Source organism: Streptomyces sp. NPDC048383, assembly GCF_040651775.1.
In the GTDB taxonomy this organism is placed as follows: Bacteria; Actinomycetota; Actinomycetes; order Streptomycetales; family Streptomycetaceae; genus Streptomyces.
Window position 1 is genome coordinate 39,069 of the sequence record NZ_JBEZKS010000019.1, and the last position, 19,695, is coordinate 58,763.

Annotated in this window: 16 protein-coding genes and 3 pseudogenes; 9 read left to right on the top strand and 10 right to left on the bottom strand. The window is 69.0% G+C overall.

Annotated features, from left to right (window positions below; genetic code table 11):
- Positions 1 to 455: 455 nt before the first annotated feature.
- A complete protein-coding gene (locus tag AB0D46_RS15765) occupies positions 456 to 2,009 on the bottom strand; it encodes a sigma-70 family RNA polymerase sigma factor (protein ID WP_362877883.1) in 1,554 nt (517 codons plus the stop codon).
- A 295-nt stretch (positions 2,010 to 2,304) separates the two neighbouring features.
- On the opposite strand from AB0D46_RS15765, the gene AB0D46_RS15770 reads away from it, so the two are divergent.
- The gene (locus AB0D46_RS15770) at positions 2,305 to 2,577 is read left to right on the top strand and encodes a transposase (protein ID WP_362877884.1); all 273 of its coding nucleotides are present in this window, start codon (positions 2,305 to 2,307) and stop codon (positions 2,575 to 2,577) included.
- 154 nt (positions 2,578 to 2,731) lie between these two features.
- Here AB0D46_RS15770 and AB0D46_RS15775 read toward each other — a convergent pair whose 3' ends face one another.
- Both AB0D46_RS15775 and AB0D46_RS15780 read right to left on the bottom strand, forming a co-directional pair.
- Positions 2,732 to 3,811 carry a nitronate monooxygenase gene (locus AB0D46_RS15775; RefSeq protein WP_362877885.1) on the bottom strand — a complete coding sequence of 360 codons (1,080 nt, stop codon included), beginning with the start codon at positions 3,809 to 3,811 and terminating at the stop codon, positions 2,732 to 2,734.
- The gene (locus AB0D46_RS15780; protein WP_362877886.1) at positions 3,808 to 4,428 is read right to left on the bottom strand and encodes a flavodoxin family protein; all 621 of its coding nucleotides are present in this window, start codon (positions 4,426 to 4,428) and stop codon (positions 3,808 to 3,810) included. The genes AB0D46_RS15775 and AB0D46_RS15780 overlap by 4 nt, the downstream gene beginning before the upstream one ends.
- A gap of 125 nt (positions 4,429 to 4,553) precedes the next feature.
- Here AB0D46_RS15780 and AB0D46_RS15785 point away from each other — a divergent pair, with 125 nt between their 5' ends.
- Together AB0D46_RS15785 and AB0D46_RS15790 are read left to right on the top strand one after the other, a co-directional pair.
- Positions 4,554 to 5,147, top strand: a complete 594-nt coding sequence (locus AB0D46_RS15785; RefSeq protein WP_362877887.1) for a TetR family transcriptional regulator C-terminal domain-containing protein — start codon at positions 4,554 to 4,556, stop codon at positions 5,145 to 5,147.
- A gap of 73 nt (positions 5,148 to 5,220) precedes the next feature.
- Positions 5,221 to 5,553: pseudogene (locus tag AB0D46_RS15790) on the top strand (transposase); the annotation flags it as partial.
- Positions 5,554 to 5,583: 30 nt separating this feature from the next.
- On the opposite strand, the pseudogene AB0D46_RS15795 reads toward AB0D46_RS15790, so the two are convergent.
- Positions 5,584 to 5,832 (bottom strand): annotated as a pseudogene (locus tag AB0D46_RS15795) (IS110 family transposase); the annotation flags it as partial.
- A 26-nt stretch (positions 5,833 to 5,858) separates the two neighbouring features.
- On the opposite strand from AB0D46_RS15795, the pseudogene AB0D46_RS15800 reads away from it, so the two are divergent.
- Positions 5,859 to 5,903, top strand: a pseudogene (locus AB0D46_RS15800) (hypothetical protein); the annotation flags it as partial.
- A 573-nt stretch (positions 5,904 to 6,476) separates the two neighbouring features.
- The gene (locus AB0D46_RS15805) at positions 6,477 to 7,295 is read left to right on the top strand and encodes a hypothetical protein (protein ID WP_362877888.1); all 819 of its coding nucleotides are present in this window, start codon (positions 6,477 to 6,479) and stop codon (positions 7,293 to 7,295) included.
- A 534-nt stretch (positions 7,296 to 7,829) separates the two neighbouring features.
- Here the strand turns inward: AB0D46_RS15805 and AB0D46_RS15810 are convergent.
- From AB0D46_RS15810 to AB0D46_RS15835, 6 genes are all read right to left on the bottom strand, one after another.
- On the bottom strand, positions 7,830 to 8,693 hold the full coding sequence (locus AB0D46_RS15810) for an alpha/beta hydrolase (protein WP_362877959.1): 864 nt from the start codon (positions 8,691 to 8,693) through the stop codon (positions 7,830 to 7,832).
- A 23-nt stretch (positions 8,694 to 8,716) separates the two neighbouring features.
- Positions 8,717 to 9,469 carry a class I SAM-dependent methyltransferase gene (locus AB0D46_RS15815; protein WP_362877889.1) on the bottom strand — a complete coding sequence of 251 codons (753 nt, stop codon included), beginning with the start codon at positions 9,467 to 9,469 and terminating at the stop codon, positions 8,717 to 8,719.
- Positions 9,466 to 10,710, bottom strand: coding sequence for a glycosyltransferase (locus AB0D46_RS15820; RefSeq protein WP_362877890.1), 1,245 nt, complete (start codon positions 10,708 to 10,710; stop codon positions 9,466 to 9,468). The genes AB0D46_RS15815 and AB0D46_RS15820 overlap by 4 nt, the downstream gene beginning before the upstream one ends.
- A gap of 101 nt (positions 10,711 to 10,811) precedes the next feature.
- The gene (locus AB0D46_RS15825; RefSeq protein WP_362877891.1) at positions 10,812 to 11,594 is read right to left on the bottom strand and encodes a VOC family protein; all 783 of its coding nucleotides are present in this window, start codon (positions 11,592 to 11,594) and stop codon (positions 10,812 to 10,814) included.
- Positions 11,595 to 11,704: 110 nt separating this feature from the next.
- Positions 11,705 to 12,706 carry a GNAT family N-acetyltransferase gene (locus AB0D46_RS15830; protein WP_362877892.1) on the bottom strand — a complete coding sequence of 334 codons (1,002 nt, stop codon included), beginning with the start codon at positions 12,704 to 12,706 and terminating at the stop codon, positions 11,705 to 11,707.
- Positions 12,707 to 12,869: 163 nt separating this feature from the next.
- On the bottom strand, positions 12,870 to 13,514 hold the full coding sequence (locus AB0D46_RS15835) for a hemerythrin domain-containing protein (protein WP_362877893.1): 645 nt from the start codon (positions 13,512 to 13,514) through the stop codon (positions 12,870 to 12,872).
- A gap of 310 nt (positions 13,515 to 13,824) precedes the next feature.
- Between AB0D46_RS15835 and AB0D46_RS15840 the strand changes: the two genes are divergently transcribed.
- The 4 genes from AB0D46_RS15840 to AB0D46_RS15855 all read left to right on the top strand — a co-directional run bounded on the left by AB0D46_RS15840 (position 13,825) and on the right by AB0D46_RS15855 (position 19,563).
- A complete protein-coding gene (locus AB0D46_RS15840) occupies positions 13,825 to 14,718 on the top strand; it encodes a LysR family transcriptional regulator (protein ID WP_362877894.1) in 894 nt (297 codons plus the stop codon).
- Between the two features lie 309 nt (positions 14,719 to 15,027).
- Positions 15,028 to 15,915 (top strand): LysR family transcriptional regulator, encoded by an 888-nt coding sequence (locus tag AB0D46_RS15845; RefSeq protein ID WP_362877895.1) that lies wholly within the window; start codon positions 15,028 to 15,030, stop codon positions 15,913 to 15,915.
- 367 nt (positions 15,916 to 16,282) lie between these two features.
- The gene (locus tag AB0D46_RS15850) at positions 16,283 to 17,986 is read left to right on the top strand and encodes a serine/threonine-protein kinase (RefSeq protein ID WP_362877896.1); all 1,704 of its coding nucleotides are present in this window, start codon (positions 16,283 to 16,285) and stop codon (positions 17,984 to 17,986) included.
- Complete coding sequence (locus AB0D46_RS15855; protein ID WP_362877897.1) at positions 17,983 to 19,563, top strand: serine/threonine-protein kinase; 1,581 nt, start codon at positions 17,983 to 17,985, stop codon at positions 19,561 to 19,563. Before AB0D46_RS15850 ends, AB0D46_RS15855 begins: the two co-directional genes overlap by 4 nt.
- Positions 19,564 to 19,695 lie beyond the last annotated feature (132 nt).

Here is a 19,695-nt window from a genome sequence, read left to right on the forward strand (position 1 = left end):
GGCGCGCGGCGTTCACGGGTATGTCGCGTCATGGGGCGCTTCCTTCCGGGGATGTGCCAATGGCTGGGGGGCCTCTCACACCGGCTCGCAAGGTGAGCGGCGGAAAGAACCCCACGAAGTGGAGGCTTCCGAACGCGAGGCCGCGTAACAGAAAAGCCGCGCCACCCCGAAGATCACCCCGTGATGCATCTCGCAGGCAGAAAGTGTTACGCCCGGCCCCTCGGTCTGGTCGTCCCTGGGGAAGGGGAGGCCGCGCTGCTCCGCTGTGCTGTTCGTCAGGGCACCGGCCAGCAGTCGCCGTGCCCGAGCCTTCAGGTCGGTCGGTTCGGCGAGGCGCCCGTCGACGGGTGGCCCGCTGTAGCGGTGTGCACTGCGCAGTGCTGGAGCCGGCTGCGGGTTCGCCGGCTGTCACTGCGCGGCTCGCGGCTCCGTGCGCGATGCTCAGCGACCGGTTTTCAGGACCAGGCCTTACGGACGATGAAGGAGGCCTGGCCGGCGAAGGCCCGGCTGCCGTCGGAACCGTCGAGCCAGATGCCGCCGTCGCGGTGGCGGATGACCGACCCGGGGTAGTTGTGCGAGTGCATTGTCACCGACCCTGCGACCACCCCGGGACGCGGACAGAAGGTGGCGTCCTTCCGGAACAGGTCGCTGCCGTCGTCGGTGCTCAGCCGCAGCCGCAGGTAGTGGTGCCGCAGGTAACGGCCGTCGGACGCGCGGAAGGTGACGCACCCTGTGTCGGCCAGTCCCCGGACCACCGTGAACGTGACGCGCTGCCGTGCCTGCGTGCTGCTGGACGCGGAGACCGGACCCAGCGCTGCGAAATCGCCGGCATACGTCAGGTAGAAGTCGGGTCGGTCCACGGGCTCCAGTGAGTGTGCGCCCAGCGGAACAGTGCCTCCTGCGACGGCGGACGGACTCGCCGACGGCGGTCCGGCCGACGTGGGGGTGCCCGACGGGACCGGCCCGGGATGGCCGACCGTGGGAGCGGCACTGACGCCGGGCGCCCGGGGCTCCGGTTCCGGCCAGGTCGCGTAGGTGGCGGCCCCGGTGATGAGCACCGCGCCGGCGGCGAGGCTCGCCAAGGGATGAGCGGTCGCCGCGTGGAGTTTGCCGGCCACCGCGCCGTGCGGGCTGCCACCCATCGTCGCCGTGCCGGCGGCAACGGGGACCATGGCCGGCCCGGCGGCGATCGCAGCCGAACCCGACAGCAGGCCCTTGGCGGTCAGCGTGGCGATGAGTCCGGCAGGGACGGCCAGGGGCGCGAAGCTGAGGAGCAGCAGCTCTACAGGGACCCGGTTCGTCGTCGTCGCCGTGCAGACCGGACAGTCGCGGGTGTGCCGCGCGATCCGCTTCCGCCACACCGATGTACGCAGACCGTCCCAACCGGCGACGGTCTCCGCCAGCTGCGGGCATCGCGGGTGGGCCGCCAGCGCGGCGACGATCGTCCGGCTCAGCTCCAGCTGCTCGCGCATGCGTTGCAGGCGCACCCCGGCGTGGGCGACAGTCAGGCCCGTCGCGACGGCGATGTCCTCACGGCTCAGCAGTCCGGCGCGCTCCTGCCACCACAGCGAGAGCAGCACCCGGTGGTCCGGGTCGAGCCACCGACGGGCTTCGGCGATCTGACGGCGCTCGTCCGACACATGGAGACGCAAGATCGTCGCGTCCTCGGGTTCGGGGCCGGCGTCCGGTATGTGGAGTGCTTCGTCGATGACCGCGGTCCGGCCGGCAAAGACGCGCTGCCGCTGCCCATGGGTGTGTATCTGGCGGAGTGTGATCGACACCAGCCAGGAGCGGAAGCTGTCGGGGGCGCGCAACGCAGGCAGATCGCGCACCACGCGCAACAACGTCTCCTGGACGACGTCGTCGACGTCGGCATGTCCGCTCAGCGCCCGTCGGACGATGTTGTAGACCAACGGCAGGTAGCCGGCGATCAGTTCTTCGCGTGCCCGGGCATCCCCGGCCTGCGCCGCGACGACCAGCCCGGCATGATCCGCGTCCATGAGCCCCATTCCCACCCTCCTCATCAAGGCGTCAGACCCTAACGTCCGCAAAGGTGTACGACCAAAGCCCGTGCCTCAGGCCAAGGATCGGACCCCTGCCGGTGGCAGGCTCCGTCCCCGTGCCTGTTGGCGCGCGGGCGGGGGCCGTCCGATCCTCGCCGCGCCGTCCCTCGGATGCACAGTGGGCAGGGCTGGAGCCGTTGCTGCCGGTGGGTGGCGAGCCGGGCCGGCCACGGCTGTGGACTCGGCGGCAGCTGATTGACGGCATACGGTGGCGGACCCGGGCAGGGACACGTGTCGGGACGTGCCGGAGCGGTACGGACCGTGGGACCGGGTCTACGACCTGTTCCGCCGGTGGCAGCGTGACGGCACGTGGCAGCGGATCTTCGAGCAGCTCCAGGCCGATGCCGATGCGAACGGCCTGATCACCTGGGACCTCAGTGTCGACTCCACTGCCTGCCGCGCCCATCAGCGTGCCGCCGGGGCGCGTAAAAAGGGGCCCTCCGGAAAGAGCCTTCCGGCGGCTTGTCCATCGAGCCCGACGACCACGGACTCGGACGCTCCCGCGGCGGCCTGACCACAAAGATTCACCTCGCCACCGAGCAGGGACAAAAACCCATGTCCCTGCTGATCACAGCCGGGCACCGGCACGACAGCCCGTACTTCCAGCCCGTCCTGGAGAAGGTTCGAGTTGCCCGCCCCACACCGCTCGACCGGCCACGGCGAGGCCGTCAGCTCTTCAGTAGCCTGTCCGCCTCGTTGACGAGGTCGGCGAGGTACGAGCCCGCCGTCGGTGACTCCTGGGCCAGGGCTGCCGCCTGGCCGGCCCATAGGCTCACGTACTCGGACCGGCCCTGCGCCGCCGCAGCCCGGCGGATCGGCTGCATCAGGGCGTTCTGTACGGGATACGGCGGTACGTGGTCCTCGTGGGGTGCCATGTCGCGGACGAAGCGGTTCGGGATGCCCCGGGCTGTGCGGCCCGAGAACAGGCGGGTGAGGACCGTCGTACGGGCCCCGGGGGTGCCGAGCGTCTCCTTGTGGATCACGCTCGCTCCCGACTCCTGGCAGGCGAGGAAGCCGGTGCCGATCTGGACCGCGTCCGCGCCGAGAGCTAGGGCTGCGCTGACGCCGCGGCCGTCGGCGATCCCGCCGGCGGCGACCACAGGCACCGCGACCGCGTCCACCACCTGCGGGACCAGCGAGAACGTGCCCACCAGGGACTCCCGCACGGGGCGCAGGAAGGCTCCCCGGTGGCCGCCCGCGTCGCTGCCGGAGGCGACGATCGCGTCCACGCCCGAGATCTCCAGCGCGATGGCCTCGTCGACGGTCGTCGCTGTGCCGATCAGCGCGATGCCGAGCCGCCTGGCTTCCTCGACCAGACGTCGGGGCGGCAGCCCCATCACGAGGCTGATGACCGGCGGGGCTGCGGCGAGCAGGGCATCTACTTGTGCGTCGAAGTCCGGCCACGCGGCCACGTCGGCGGCGGTGGGGGCGGGGACGCCGAGCTCCTCGTAGTACGGCCGCAGCCGCGCCACATGAGAGGCCAGGTCCCTGTCGGACGGCTGGAGTTCGGATTCACCATCGAGCGGAACCCACAGGTTCACCGCGAACGGCCGGTCCGTGCCCGTTTTCAGCCGTGCTACCAGATCCCCGATCTCCTCCGGGAGGAGGATGTGGGCCCCGTACGAGCCGAGCCCGCCGCCCTCCGACACCGCCACGGCCAGCTCGACGGAGGAGAGTCCGCCGCCGAACGGTCCTTGGATGAGGGGCAGTTCGATGCCGAGGAGCTCGCCGAGACGTCCCGGCCTCATCCGGTCACCGCCGAGGCGAGTTCGGCCTCGCGACCCAGGGCCTGACGACGCGCGGCCCGTGCAACGCGCTCTCCCAGGCGCCGGGCCGTGCGCAGGTCGGCCGTGCCGGGCGCCTGCTCCGGACCGAGGTCGGAGGGTGATTGCGCCATCGCGCCGACGAAGCCGCCGAGCCGGTTGAGGTCCTCAGGGGTTCCCTCGGAGGAGTAGATCCATCCGGGCACCAGGCCCAGCGGCACCCAGGTCATTCCGTGCTGGGCGGCGAAGACGGTCATCGACAGCAGGGCATTGTCCTTGTTGCCGTTGGCCCCGGCGGAGTTGGTGAAGCCGGCCGCAAGCTTGTCCTGCCAGCCCCGCTCGGCCCAGACCGGCGCGCTCGCCTCGGCGAAGTGCTGGAAGACCGCAGAGGTCGAGCCCATGTAGGTGGGAGAGCCGAAGACGATCGCCTCGGCCGCGCCGAGGGCGGTCCACAGGCTCTCGTCGAGGACCGACACATCTCGCAGATCGGGGCGGACTCCGGGCACGGAGTCCACACCCTCGGCGACAGCGGCGGCCTGACGGGCGGTGTGCCCGTACCCGCTGTGATAGGCGATGACGACGGTGGTCGGGGGTACAGCCATTGGGGCAGCCTCCTGGAGCGCGGCGAGCCGATTGCCTGCCGACCTCCCGAACACTAGACGACCGGTCAACTAAAAATCCACACCAGGAACTCTCGGGATAGTTGACCGCCCGTATAGTGACCGTCATGGGACGCAACAGCACGGCACGCGAACGGCTCCTTGCAGCCACCGGCGAACTCATGCGCAGCCACGGCTACAACAGTCTCGGCGTCGCCGAGATCTGCACCCGTGCCGAGGTGAAGAAGGGCAGCTTCTACCACTTCTTCGAGTCCAAGCAAGCCCTCACCGTCGAGGTCGTCGACGCCTACTGGCAAGGCGAGCGAAGCTGCTGGGCTGGGGAGCTGTCCGCTCCCACTCCCGCCCTCGACCGGCTGCGGCGGCTGCTCGACGCCATAGCGGCTGTCCAGCGACGGATGAAAGAGGACTCCGGCACGATCGACGGCTGCCTCCTGGGAAACCTGGCCCTAGAGCTGAGCACCCGGGAGCCGGACATCCAGGCCCGCCTGACGGAGATCTTCGACGAACAGATCCAACTGGTCACCACCGTTCTCAGGGACGCGGCAGCCGAGGGTGCTATCCCGGCGGACCGGGCTTCGGCGGGAACCGCCCGAGCCCTCGTCGCCCAGCTGGAGGGCATGGTTCTCTTCGCCAAGCTCAAGAACGATCCGGCAGTGCTCGACGACCTCTGGCCGCACACGCTGATGCTGCTCGGTGCCTGACTTACTGATCGCTTCAGAATGAGTTGAGCTGCGGGTCTCGCACGCTGCGATCTTGGTTCGGCAGGGTGGCCGGATGCGTGCTGATCTTGTTCCGGACGACCTGTGGGGGCAAGTGGCCCCGCTGCTGCCGCCCGCTCCCGAACGACGCCGTCGGCATCCCGGGCGACTTCGCGTTCCGGACCGGGCGGCTCTCGCTGGCATCATGTACGTCCTGCGGACCGGCGTCGCCTGGCGCGATGTTCCCGTCGAGACAGTGGGCTGCTCCGGTGTCACGGCCTGGCGCCGGCTGCGGGACTGGACGGAGGCGGGCGTCTGGCCACGTCTGTACGTCGCCCTGCTGACCGAACTACGCCGGGCGGGCTCGTTGGATCCGGACGACTGCGCCGTGGACGGCTCGCATGTCCGGCCCTCAAAGACATCTCAGGGAGCGAAGAAGTCAAGCCGGCTGCCCGTCGGAGGGCGCGAGTAGTGGGCTGAAGTGTTGTTCGTCGTAGTGCTTGCCGCTCTGGAGGCAGTGGTGGAGCTGGCCGAGAAAGCGATTGAGCAGGTTGCGTTGGGCGGCGTTGTGCCAGTCTCCGTGGTCGCGGCGGCGCCGATAGTGGGCGTCGGCTCCCGGTGGGGCCTGGAGGGCGGCGAATGCCCAGAGGAACCCGGCGTTCATGAGCCGGTTGTTCTTGACGAAGCGGCCTCACGCCCGAGGGCGTCCAGGCCTGCCCGCACTGCCGTCCGGACACCGCGCTCGGGCTGCTGGAGTAACCGATGAATCGAGACCGCATGTCCCCCGTGATCGTGATCCACCCGCCCGACGCCACTGGCGGGCGGCGCGTGCACGCCGGCTCGGCCATCCTCGGCCTCGCCCACTCGATGCGGGACCTTCAAGAATTTCTGCGGCGGGCGGGCCTGGGCTGGGAACAGGACCAGACCGGCGCCTCCCCGCTGGCCAAGTGGACGCGACGGCGGACCCGAATCCTGGGAACCGCAATAGGCCTCGCCACGAACTATTCGACCGGGCCCAGAGGCGGCGCGAGGTGATCCCGCTTCCGGCCAGGAGCATGATCGACGCCCGCTGTAGCAGGTGGGTTCGCGGATGCGAGCAGGTCAGGCGTACCGGCTCCAGCCGCCCCGCCCAGTCGACACCGCCTCCCGGGAGCGGGACGATGGAAACAATTGACGTATGCCACCGCGCCCTCCTTCGTCATCCGCGGACGGAAGGACGGCCGTGGACCGCCCGTCCGCTGACGGAGACCGCACGGACGGAACGCGAGGGAGACGAGCATGTCCCCGAGAACAACATCCGCCCCACACCACCGCTCCGGCCGACCCACTCGGGTGCCCCTCGTCCTGGCCGCCGCAGGTGCGTTGGTGGTCGGCCTGGCAACCTCCGCCACCGCACAGGACCCGATCTACAATCCTCCACGCCTGGTGAGCCTCCAGCTCCAAGCACCCAACGTCACTGTCATATTCCGGGACAACTCCGAGCCGGACACCGCCTTCTTCATCGAGCTGACAGAACGGGACAACCCGACCTACGCGAGGATCAACAAAACCCTGCCCGGCACCAACGCGCCAGGTGTGGGCAGGACCGTCACCCGGTCCGTCAACGCCGGCATCAAACCCGGCATCGCCTACTGCGCCACGGTCAAAGCCTTGGTGCACTCGGAGGACCCCCTCCTGTACGACCTGGAGGACGCCGTCACGGACCCGTCCAACAAGGTCTGCGCGAACCCCACCGACGCGGCCAACCCGGCCGGCTCGCCCAGTAACGCCTCACTGGGCACGATCACAGGCGAGGCGGAACCGGCGGCCGGCACCAATCGCAACTTCTGGCTGCCGTACGGGAATGTCGGCGCCGAGGTCAAGGGCGCGGTGATCGAGGTGTCCACTTCCGGAGCCCTGTCGATAAGGAGACCCCCGGAGAACGGCACCTTCAGCGGCTTCCAGTGCGTGCAGTCGGGAGCGGTAGCCGGCAGTACAAGCGGCGGCTTCCGCTGCACCGGTGGCACGCTCAAGGCCGGTGAGAAGAACCAGATTCCGGTGCTGGTAAAGGTGGGGACAGCTGGGCAGGGTGCCATCCACGCCACGATCCGCGCACCCGGCGACACCAATCCTGGAGACAACAACAGCACGCACACCGTGCGCGTCAAGTGACTGCGCCCGGAGCCGCGCCAGGTAGCGCATCTGCGTCCGCGGCAAGGTGAACCTTGCTCGTGACCGCGCCCCGGGACCCGAGCAGGGCTTCCTTTGCTTGGCCCTGCGGATCACGTCCCGCTGCCGCGCCGCGAGTCAAGCGGCCCCGGGTGGCCACGGCGCTCCGATCCGCGGTCCAGGCGGTGCGGACTATGCCTGCCTGAGCGGGGCGAGTCGTGGACCGTGCTTGCCGATCCGGAGGGAATGAATTCTGTGTTGTCCGCTCCAAGGACACTCCCGTGGATGAACCCTTCCCAGCATCTGCTGGTTCGCCGGGGAAACCTCCTCCAGTGCGAAGTGGGCGCCGACCTGCCCGCGCCCGGGAGGGGTGGATCGCGTCGCCGGGATTAGGCCGAGCGAGCAATTGTGCACACGTCTGGTTGGGGCAGGGGACAGCGGCCTCGCAGTGGATGAACAAACAGCTTCGTGGTGCGCGACGGCCTCGGCAGGGACGTCCGTCCCCGCCGAGGCACTCGCCCCTCTCGCACAGGAGGGTCAGGCGGACGGCATCGACCCGGTGACCAGTGTGCCGAGGAGACGGGCCGCCGGTGCGGGGTCGACCAGCCACTTCAGGTGGCTGCCGGGAAGGGTGTGGACGTCGTACGGGTTGTCCGGGGTCAGTTCGTCGCCCTCGCGGATCAGTCGGTCCTGGAGGGCGAGGGGCAGGCTGGTGTCGTCGGCCAGGCGTATGTAGGTCTTGGGGACGCGACCCCAGGTCTCGGCCTGCGCGCGGTCGGCGTGGCCGCCGGCGTCGAGGTTCTCGTCGGGTTGGAAGGTGTTCAGGAAGGTGAGGAACTGCTCGTCGGTGCCGTCGGCGAGGAACGCGGCCTTGAGCGCCGCGAGGGAGTCCGGGTTCGCGGTGCGGAAGTTGACGCGGAGCAGGCCGAGTTCGGCGGGGTGCGCTGCCAGTGCCGAGGCGAAGGCGGCGGGGTCGATCGTGGCCATCTCCGGCTCGGCGTAGTAGGCGCCCACTTCGAGGTTGGTCGGGGCCCAGGCCGAGACGTAGACGAGGCGGTCGATGAGGTCCGGGCGGGCATTGGCCGCCGCCGTGACGGTGATGCCGCCGCGGCTGTGGGCGACGAGGATCACGGGGCCGTTTCGCTTGGCCCGCTCCAAGATGCCTATCAGGTGTGCGGTGTTGTCGGCGAGGGTGACGCCCTTGACCGAGCCGGGCGTGGTGGCCAGCGCGGCGGGGTCCTGGGGTGACTGGTAGGCGGGGGTGAAGGTGGCCTGGAAGCCGTGGCCGGGGAGGTCGACGGCGACCGAGCGGTGTCCGAGGAGGCCGAGTTCGGCCTGGAGCGGGGCGAAGGAGAAGGAGTTCGCGAAGGCTCCATGGACCAGTACGAACGTCGGGTGCATCTGTGTACTCACTTTTCGGGTGTTCACTTCTTGTCGGTCAGGACAGGGGTTGGGCGCAGGACCAGGCACAGGAAGCCGAAGCTGTTTCGGTACCCGTGCAGCCAGTCCGAGCGTCGGGCGTTGGCGGTCTCCAACGCCCGCGCGGCGGCCGGGTCGGTCGGGTGGTCCAGGGCCCATGAGGCCAGTGAGCCCCAGCAGGCCCACTCGTAGGCGTCCAGTTCACCGCGGGAGCTGACGTGGCCCTGGATGGGGGTCCATCCCTCGGCGACGACGCGGTCCACCGTGGTGGCCAGGTCGTCGAGGTGGCCGAACATGTCGGCGGCCGCCGGGGATGGGGCCCGGTCCCAGTACGACTCGCCGATCAGGACGCGGCCGCCGGGGGCCAGATGCCCTCGGGCCGCCGCGAGGGTGGGGCGGAGGCCGCCGAAGGCGTGTGTGGCGCCGACGCTGATTACCAGGTCGTACGGCCGCGGAGAAATGAAGTCGGCGGCCTCCTGGTGGTGCAGGACCAAGCGCTCGTCGACCCCTCGTTCGCTCGCGGCCCGGTGGGCCTGGTCCAAGGCCTCAGTGGAGACGTCGACGCCCTCGGCGTGCAGGGAGGTCCGGGATGCCAGGGCACGCAGCAGCCATTCCGCGGTGCCGCATCCGAGGTCGAGGACCCGCCCTTCGGCCTGCGGCAGGGCGCGTTCGAGCAGCGCGTTGACGGAGTCGTCGTCGAGCGGGGCCTTGATCGGGTGCTGGGTGTGCGCGATGCCGGAGATCCGTTCGCGGTTCACACGGCCACCGGGACGGCCTGCGTTGAATCGAGGAGCAGCTTCGCGGCCACCGCCGCCCCGTCGGTGCGGATCGTGGCGCCCACGGCGCCCGCCCGTGCGCGGGTCTCGGCGGCCAGGGCAACCCTGAGGGCGGGTGACAGGGATTCGAACGTCGGGTTCGGGCCGTCGTGGGCGGCGCCGATGCCCAGGTCGGCGACCCGGCCGGCCCAGTACGGCTGGTCGGCGAACTGGGGTACCACCACCTGGGGCGTGCCCGCCCGGGCGGCTGTCGTGGTGGTGCCCGCGCCGCCGTGGTGCACGACCGCGGCCAGCCGGGGGAAGAGTGCGTGATGGTTGGCCTCGCCGATGGTGAAGCAGTCGTCCTGGTCGTCGGTCAGGGCCAGGTCGGCCCAGCCGCTCCCGAGGAGTACACGGCGACCCTGAGCGCGGACCGCCTCGATGGCCACCTTGGCGACGTCTTCCGGGTCGCGCAGGGGAATGCTGCCGAACCCCACGTACACCGGTGGTGTGCCGGCCTGGAGGAACGCTTCCAGATCGGTTGGAAGCGGGCGCTCGTCCAGCGGCCGGAACCAGGTACCGGTTTGTACCACGTCGAGGCTTGCCGGCTCCGGCCACGGGCTCAGGACCGGGTCCGAAGCGAGCAACGGCCTGTCGGTGAGGACGTAGTCGCGGGCGTTGTCCACCGGGGGCAGGCCGATCGACGCCCGATGAGCGTTGATTCCCGGGCCGAAGAGTTCGTTCAGGTGCTCGGTGTTCAGGTCCCACAGTTTCCGGTTGTCGGTCACCTCGGGCGGGAACGTGCGGCCCGGCCACGTGAGGGGAGGGTGGTGCGGCGACGGCAGGTACGTGGGGAAGTAGGCCACGAAAACGTAAGGAATGCCGAGTTTCTCGGCCACGGTCCGCGCGGCTGCCGCGGCCGGTATCAAGCCGGTCGCCACGATCAGGTCATGGCCCTCGGCCACCGGGGCGAGCGCGTCGTAGGTCGTGGTGACCATTTCGGCCGCGCGCTGGGGCAAGCTCGAAGGGGGCTGTGGCTTGGTACCGGTCACCGCCCCCTTGACCATCGGGCGCAGGGCCGGGCCGATGGGCGTCAGCGGGATGCCGGCTTCGTCCGTCAGTGCCGTGAAGTCGGGCGGGGCGCACATCCGCACCTCTGCGCCCAAGGCACGCAACTGCACCGCCAGGGCGATCATCGGCTCGACGTCCCCGCGCGATCCGCACGTCATCAACAACACACGCATTTTGCATCTCTCGTTTCTTGGGTTCCGCCGTGGTCGGCGGTTTCACTGCGGGCCCCGGTGGCCACAAATCCCTCCGAGGGGCCGGGGGTGGGCTGTGGCCGCTATCGGGCCCAGGGCAGTTCTCGGGTGCCCTCCGTGCCGGGAACGGAGGCGACACCGTCGGCACGCATGGACACGTGGGCCTCGGTGTGCTCCGGGGCGTGGATTTGGCGAACCAGGTCCGGCGGCAGGATCAGGGTCTGGCCGGCCGAGACCTTCTCGGTTCGGCCGTCACAGGTCATCTCCAACGCTCCGGTGGTGACCGTCCAGATCTGTTCACGGCTGATGGAATGCTCGGGTCCGGTCGCGCTGGCGTTCATCGTGACGGTCCAGGTGCTCAGTTCGGCACTGCCGCGACTGGGAGAGGCGAGGCCCGTCATGGTGGCATTCGGAGAGACGGTGACGTCGTCGGCCGAGGGGGCGATCACGCGCGGGGCGACACTCTCGTTCCCCTCCATGCCCGGTGCAGGGACGACCCATTCGACGAGCTGGATGACGACCCCGTTGGGATCGGTCAGCTGGAACAGTCGTTCGCCCCACGGTTCTTCGCGCAGGGGCATGGTGATGGGCGCGCCCGCCGCACGCAGCCGAGTCTCTTGCGCGCCGAGGTCGCTGACCGTGAGCGCGACAATCAGCCCGCCCGCCTCCCGATTCCTCTGCTCGGAGGGCAGGACCTCGGTCCCCGTGCGGAGCAGGACGATGTTGACGGCGGCGTCCTCGCGGGTGAGCGAGCAAAAGCCGTCGTCGGCCATGGCCACCTCGTAACCGAGGTGGGTACGGAAGAAGTCACGGGAGGCATCGACATCGGCGACGGTCAGGGAAAGGGTGGAAGTGGAAACTTTCACGGCAGCTCCTTCGGAACTGTGTAAAGGGGGTGAGTGATCGGGTCGGCTCGCGTACGGCCGTCTGCTTCTGCGGTACGGAGGTGAGTACGGGTACGGGTACGGGTAGGGGGTCAGGATGCGGGCACATCGAGCTGGAACTCGCGGGTGCGCCGGTAGGAGCGGAATCCCAGGGCATGGTTGACCGCGAGCATGTGGACGTTGTCCTCGGCGCAGTCCGTCTCGATCTCGATGACACCGGGGTGCTCGGTGTGCAGTCGGCGCAGCATGGCGGCCTTGACCCACAATCCGAGGCCATGGCCGCGGTGGGCGGGCACGACAGCGGTGTCGTACTGCTGCGCCCGCGGCGACGCGCCTTGCGGGAGCAGGATCTCGGTGTATCCGGCCACGGTGCCGTCATCGTGGACGGCGGCGAGGGTCAACAGGGTATCGCCGCGGTCGGCGACTACCTGGGCCATCGTCCGTACGCGGGCCGCGTCCCAGGTCACGGTGCCGTAGTCCAGATCTCCGACGGGCATGTCGTTCATCGCGTTCTTGGCGGTGGCGAAGGCGGCAGCGAGAGTGTCGGGCACCGTGCCGGTCCAGCCCGTCAGCCAGTAGCCGGGGTGCTCGGCCTCGGCGGCCTGGAGAACGGCGGATGCGTCCAACCGGTCCAGGTGCAGGATCAGATGGTCCAGGGCCAGGGCCTGGCGGAAGTTCTCCTTCTCACAGAAGGCTTCGCCAGGACTGTCCGCGGCCGCTTCGACGATCAAACTGCGCCGGTTCTCGGCGCGGCAGGCCGCCACGACCGCCGACAGCAGGAGAGATCCGGTTCCTTGGCGCCGGTGCGCGGGGTCGACGTGGAGTTCCAGTTCGGCCAGGTGATCCCGCCCCGGGGAGGTGAACATTCGCAGGCCCGCGACTCCGACCGGGCGACCGTCCCTCCCGGTGGCCATCCAGGTCAGCCGGTGGCTGTTCAGCGTGGGCTGGGTGAGCTGGGTGTGGATCTGCTCGGGGCCGGGAGGCGGTACGTCCGGCAGGTCGTGGAGCATCGACGCGGAGATGACTTGGTGCCAGGCGGCGGCGTCGGCGGGCAGGACGTCGTGGAGCGCAGTGAGGTGGATGTGCTCGGGCAAGGCAGTGGCTCCAAGGATCTTGTTAGGGGAACGTGGGTGCGGGTTCCAGACGGTGTGCACGAGGTGGTGCGCCCGCCGCGGCGCGGATGAACCAACCCCACGGTTGGCGGCGCGGGCCTCGAGACGGCGACCGACTTGATGTTGCGTAAGGCGGCAGCAGCTGTCAGAGCGTCCTTGTGGCAGGGCTCCATCGGTCCAGTGCGGTGTAAGCCGGAGCCCACTGGGCGGTGTAGGAGGTTCGGACGGATGCGGGCAGGGAGGAGAGAATCCTCTCCACGGTGGCCTCGGCCGCGCCGTCCAACAGCCAGGGCAGCAACAGCGGTCCGTCCAGGCCGATCAGCTGGGCATGGAGCCGGCAGAAGTGGTCCCATTGCCCGGCCGTTAACGCTCGCGGGACCAGCGGCAGGGCCGCGTCCTCCTCGTGCTTGAGGTGCCCGGCCAGGCCGACGACAAGTGCGTCCGCCAGAACGCCCAACCGCAGCTGGTCGACCTCGAGGTCGGCGAGCGTCGCGTCGACGGCCTGGACCAGTGAGCCGATGGCGGCGTGCTCGGCCTCCATCGCCTCCAAAAGGGCCACATCCTTCGGGCGACCGGTCAGACCGCGGCGCAACACCGGCCACAGCGCGACGTCCTCGGCCATGTGATGTGCGTGAAGGGCCTTTTTGAACAACGTCCATCCCGCCGTCGCCGGCAACTGCCGAGGGTCACGGTCCGCGCGGGTGGTGACGCGGTCCAGGTGCGCCAGATCCCTACGCAGGGCATCGTGCGTCGCGTACACGACGGTGAGATCGATGACACGGTCGTTCATGGCCCGCATCGGCTCCATGACGGATCGATCGGTACACGGACGCCGATGACGCGACAGTTGGACAAGTTGACCTCGGCGGTCAACCGAACCAGTGTGCACAGCTGTTCCCTGAGCTCGTGCTGCTTGTCGCAGAGGACACTTCGGGAGATGCCGCAATTGTCGGTTCGCGTACCCGCGTCCGACCGTGCGAGCACCGCCTCCTTCACGCCTGATTGCATGCCCAAACCTTCGTACGGGCCGCAATCGTGATCAAGGTAAACTTCCGCGCGGTTCGATAACCACTGGGTTATCGGTGGAGGCTGGGGGGCCGATGGAGCTGCGGGACATCGAGATATTCCTGGTCTTGGCGGAGGAGCTGCACTTCGGACGGACCGCACAACGGCTGCGTGTATCCCAGGCGCGCGTCAGCCAGGCCATCAAGAAGCAGGAGCGGCGCATCGGCGCCGAGCTGTTCACCCGCACCAGCCGCACCGTGTACCTGACCGAGGTCGGCCGTCAGTTCCGCGACGACCTGCAGCCCGTCTACGCGGGCCTGCACCATTCCCTGGAGCGGGCCCAGATGGCGGCCCGCGGAATCTCGGCACAGCTGCGCGTCAGCCTGATGCCCTTCAACGTCGTCGATCTGCACCCCTACTGGAAGACGTTCCGCGCGAGGTACCCGCACTGGGCACTCCAGATCCGCCAGGCCACCTACACCGATCCGTTCGGCCAGCTCCGCAGCGGTGCCATGGATGTCATCGTCGCCTGGCTGCCCGTGGAGGAGCCGGACTTCACCGTCGGGCCCGTCCTGGCCACCGACTCAAGGATCCTGGCCGTCGCCTCCGACCACTGGCTCGCGCAACGGGCCTCGGTGCCCCTGGAACTCCTCGCCGACTTCCCCCACGCCACAGCCCACGGTCTACCGGACTACTGGGAGGACAGTTACCTGCCCTTCCACACCCCACGAGGCCGCACGATCGAGCGCGTCGAATCCGCCGCCTCCGACAACGCCGATCAGCTGATCAGCCACGTCGGCATGGGCGAAATCGTCCACACCTTCCCGGGCCACGTCACCAGACACTGGGGCATGCCGAACATCCGCTGGCTCCCCCTCCCGGACATGCCTGCCCTTCACTTCGCCCTGGTCTGGCGGACCGAAGTCGAGAATGACCTGATCCGCGCCCTGGCCGGCACGGTGCGAGATATGGGCGCCTTCCGCTTCTGACATTCTCCCGCGGCGCGAAGTCGAGGTTCGGAACCGAGCCGGATAAGGGCAGACCCGGATGCTCTACAGGCTGAGACACGCTTGCGCCACAGCGAGTGACGCCTCGAACCAGCGACGTCGGGATCGGATCCGGCGCCGGACCATCTGCGACCGTATTCCTTTCCCGGCCGGCACGCTGCGCGTGGCCCGTGGAAAGGTCGCGGCCCGCCGCCGATGACCTACCGATCTCGCGGGTCGCATACGCGGGTTGTCGTACACTTCCGCACGGTTTGATAGCCGCAAAGTTTATCGAAAGGGGTTTGGGGACCGGTGGAGCTGCGGGACATCGAGATATTCCTGGTGCTGACGGAGGAACTGCACTTCGGACGGACCGCAGGGCGGTTGGGTGTCTCGCAGGCGCGTGTCAGCCAGGCCATCAAGAAGCAGGAGCGGCGCATCGGCGCCGAGCTGTTCACCCGGACCAGCCGCACCGTGTACCTGACCGAGGTCGGCCGTCAGCTCCGTGACGACCTGCAGCCCGTTTACACGGGCCTGTATGAATCGCTGGAGCGCGCCCGGCAGGCGGCCCGCGGCGTCACGGCCCAGCTCCGCATCAGCATGATGCCGTTCAACATCATTGATTTCCACCCCTATTGGAAGGAGTTCCGCGCGCGGCTTCCGCACTGCGAGCTCCAGATACGCACGGCGACCTTCAGTGATCCGTTCGGCCAGCTGCGTTCCGGCTCGATGGACGTACTTGTCGTCTGGTTGCCGGTGGAGGAGCCGGACCTCACCGTAGGCCCGACCCTGTGTACCGACTCCAGGGTCCTGGCCGTGGCAGCGGACCATCCGTTCATCGAACGGGACTCCGTGCCGATGGAACTGCTCTCCGAATTTCCGCACTCCACGGCCATCGACCTGCCGGAATACTGGGAAAACGCCTATCTTCCCTTCCACACTCCCCGAGGCCGCCAGATCGAGCGTCTCAAACCCGCCGACAACAACGACGAACTGATCAGCATGGTCGGCATGGGCGAGATCATCAACACCTTCCCCGAACATGTCACCAGGTACTGGGGCATGTCTAATATCCGGTTCCTACCCGTTCCCGAAATAGGAAGCCTCAAATTCGCCCTGGTCTGGCGGACCGAGACGGAGAACGACCTCATCCGCGCCTTGGCCGACACCGTGCGCGATCTCGGCGTCTGTCCCCTCTGACACCACGCCGCAGGCGGAATGCCTCCTCACAGGCGCCTTTCACAGACCGCCGCGCAACCTGTCCTTCGTCGAAACACGCTCCTCCTCCGCGGATCCGGTCAGGGGTAACCCTCTTGAGCCCAAGTCGGCCTGAAGGGCGTCCACCCGCTGCCGAGCGGCACGTTCACGCTCCTCCAGCAATCCCATCACCGACGGCATCCGGCACCTCCACCGAAGGGACGACACGACATCTCGTCCCTGCCACCGGAAGCCCCACCCCATGCCTGACCAGCAGAAACGCCTTCATTACTCTCGGAAAGACAACCGCCTTTGACTCCGCGCTGCGGGGTTGGAGCTGTTCCCATCGCATGGCGATACCTTTGTCTGTATGATCCTTCCGCTTCGGGACCGGAAGGTCCTCCACGGGGAGGGGCAGGGCGTCATGCGTGCAACAGGGCTGTCCGGGCCGTCGTACATAGGTCCGTTCCGGGTGGTGACAGAACTTGGGCACGGCGGCATGGGACGTGTTTTGCTCGCAGTGGCCCCCGACGGCCCTCTCGTCGCCGTTAAGCAGGTGCATCCCGAACTGGCCGAGGACGCCGGGTTCCGGGCCCGTTTCCGGCGCGAGGTGGCGGCCTCACGCACAGTCTCCGGTGCTTACACCGCCGCCGTGATGGACGCCGATACGGAGGCCCAAGAACCCTGGCTGGCCTCGGTTTTCATACCTGGTCCCACGCTGAGCCAGGCGCTCGACGCCGCAGGCCCGTTGCCTGAGGAAGCGGTAAGGCTCCTGGCGGCGGGCCTCGCACAGGCGCTGATCGACGTGCATCGGGCCGGCCTGGTCCACCGCGACCTGAAGCCGTCCAACGTGCTGCTCGCCGAGGACGGGGTACGCGTCATCGACTTCGGCATCGCGCGGGCCGCCGAGGGGCACACGAAGCTCACCCGCACCGGTGCCATGGTGGGATCGCCGCCGTTCATGGCGCCGGAACAGGTACAGGGTCTTCCGCTGACCGGCGCCGCCGACGTGTTCTCGCTTGGTTCGACCCTCGTGATGGCGTGCACCGGCATGCCGCCGTTCGCGGGTACGTCGGTGCCGGGTGTGCTTTACAACGTCGCGCACGGCGCACCGGACCTTAGCGCGGTGCCGCATGCGCTGCGATCGTTCATCGAGTCGTGTCTGGCCAAGGAACCGGCGGAACGTCCGTCGCCGCTGGAGCTCCTCACAGCGATTGGCACGGTGACGTCGACGTCCCGGCCGTGGCCCGAAGCGGTACACCGGCTTGCTGCAGAACAGCGCGCGGATGTTGACCAACTGGCCGCCGGACCCGCCGTCTCCGCTGTTTCCACCGCCTCCGCGTCCGCCAGACTTCCTTCCCCGCCCGTCGTGTCCCCGCTGCCATTCCCTCCCGCACCGCCCGCCGTCGCAGCCCGTGGGAAGCGCGCCTGGTGGCTGGCCGGGGCGGCCGCGGTAGTGGTGGTGGCCATGGTGACGGCCTTGAACTTCCTGCCCCCGGACGGCAACGGTGGAGGAAGGGACGGCGGCCGGACGAGCGCGTCCCCGGGCAAGTCGGACGCCGAGGCGCCGAGCGGGAGTGAAACCGTCCCGACCCCCGGGACGACACCTCTGTCGAAGGCCCCCGACAAGTACACGCAGCGGGTGCCGTCGTGCAAGGAGGCCAAGGGCAAGGTCGAGGTACCGGCGGGCTACGGAGATCCGACCGGCAACCTCGAGGCCGCGGGTGAAATGCCACAGGAATCGAACCAGTGCTTCTGGAGCAATCGGTACGGAGACAGGGTCATCGTCTCTTGGAACCGTCACCTCTCGGACGGCGGCAAGACCGGAGCGGAGCTGGCGAAGGAAAAGTACGAGAGCGGCTACGCCTCCGCCCACGGGTCGTACGAGCGTGTTGACGTCGGCGTCGGTGAGGAGGCGCACTGGCAGCGGAGCATGGCTAATCTGTACGCCCGGGACATCAACATGAGGCTCAACGTCATCGTGGAGAGCACGCGCTACTCCAGTGACGAGGCCAGGGACATCGCCCAGGCTGCAGGGAAGTCGGCCCTGAAGCTGGCGGAGTCCGCACGATGAGGCCGCTGGGGACGGCCGGTCCGGCCACCGCTGGGCCCTACCGTCTCCTCGCCGAGCTGGGCAGGGGTGGGATGGGACGGGTGCTGCTCGGCTCCGCACCGGACGGACGGCTCGTCGCCGTCAAGCAGGTACACACACGGTTCGCCGCGGACGCCGGGTTCAGGGCCCGCTTCCGGCGCGAGGTCACCGCCTCGCGCCGGGTGTCCGGCGCGTACACGGCAGCCGTGATGGATGCCGACGCGGATGCCCCAACACCGTGGCTCGCCTCGGTCTTCATCAACGGGCCCTCGCTGGGCGCGGCCGTGGAGAAGGCGGGCCTGCTTCCCGAAGAGTCCGTACGCCGCCTCGCCGCCGGACTGGCCACCGCATTGACCGAGATCCACCGGACGGGACTGATCCACCGCGACCTCAAGCCCGAGAACGTCCTGCTCGCCGAGGACGGCGTACGTGTCATCGACTTCGGCATCGCGCGCGTCGCCGAGGGCATGGAGGCGACCGAGCTGACGCAGACCGGCTGGGTGATCGGCTCGCCCGCGTTCATGTCACCGGAACAGGCCGAAGGCCGCGAACTGACTCCGGCCAGCGACGTGTTCTCGCTCGGCGCGGTCCTGGCGATGGCCGCGACGGGCGACAGCCCCTTCACGGGTACGTCGATGGCGGGGACCCTCTACAACGTCGTGCACCTCGAGCCCGACCTGTCCGCCCTGACGCCGGGGCTGCGCATGGTCGTCGGGCCGTGCCTGGCCAAGGACCCGGCGGCCCGTCCCACCCCGCAGCAGCTCCTCACACTTCTCGGACCGGTCGCGGCCGCCGACCGATCTTGGCCTCTCGCCGTGCACCAGACGATCGCCGCCCAGCGGGCCGACATCGACCGGCTGCTGGGCGACACAGATCGAACGCTTGTGCCCGCCCTCGCCTCGCCCCTTCCTGCCGACGGGGGAACGACCGCGCCGAGACGGACGCCCGCCCCCACGGCGCCCCTGCCCCCGCCCGGTCGGCGCACCGGAAAGATCATCGCTCTGGTCGGGGGCGGTGTGCTCGCCGTCGTCGGCATCGGAACCGGCGTGTACGCGCTGAAGAGCGACGGCGAACCAGTCGCGCTGCGTTATGCGAAGGCGCCGATCTGCTCCGAGGTCGCCGCGCAACTACCGCTGCCTGCCCGCTCGGAGGAGCTTGACTACTACGGCGAGGGCAGCGGCGCCTCGACCAGCTGCGCTTGGGGAAAGATATCCAGCGACGCCACGAAGGTCAGGATCGCCGGCTTGGTCGACGAGGTCCACGCGTTCGTCGGCTGGGAACTGAAGCGCGGCGACAACGAAGCCGAGCAACAGCGCAAGGATTTCCGAGAGAAAGCCGCCAAGGAAACCCGGGCGACAGATCTCGGCTTCGGCGACGAGGCGTACTGGAGCGCCCCGTACGTGACTTATCCCCATCCCGGAGAACACTGCAGCCTGAACGTCCGCGACGGCAACCTCGTGGTCCGCGTGGCTCTGGGCGGGGAGGAACACCCCGCGTCGACATGCAAGTCGGAGGCCAAGGAGATCGCCCGCGCCGCCATCGCGGCCATGCCCCGCTAAGGTCTGCGCCGGGCTCAGGTGCGGCCCAACGCCGGGATGGCGGCCGGGGTGGCCGCGAAGCGCGGGCCGTCAGGGTTCTCGAAGTCGACAATTTCGGCAACGGCCAGAACTGGGTCCGCCGCACGCCGGTTT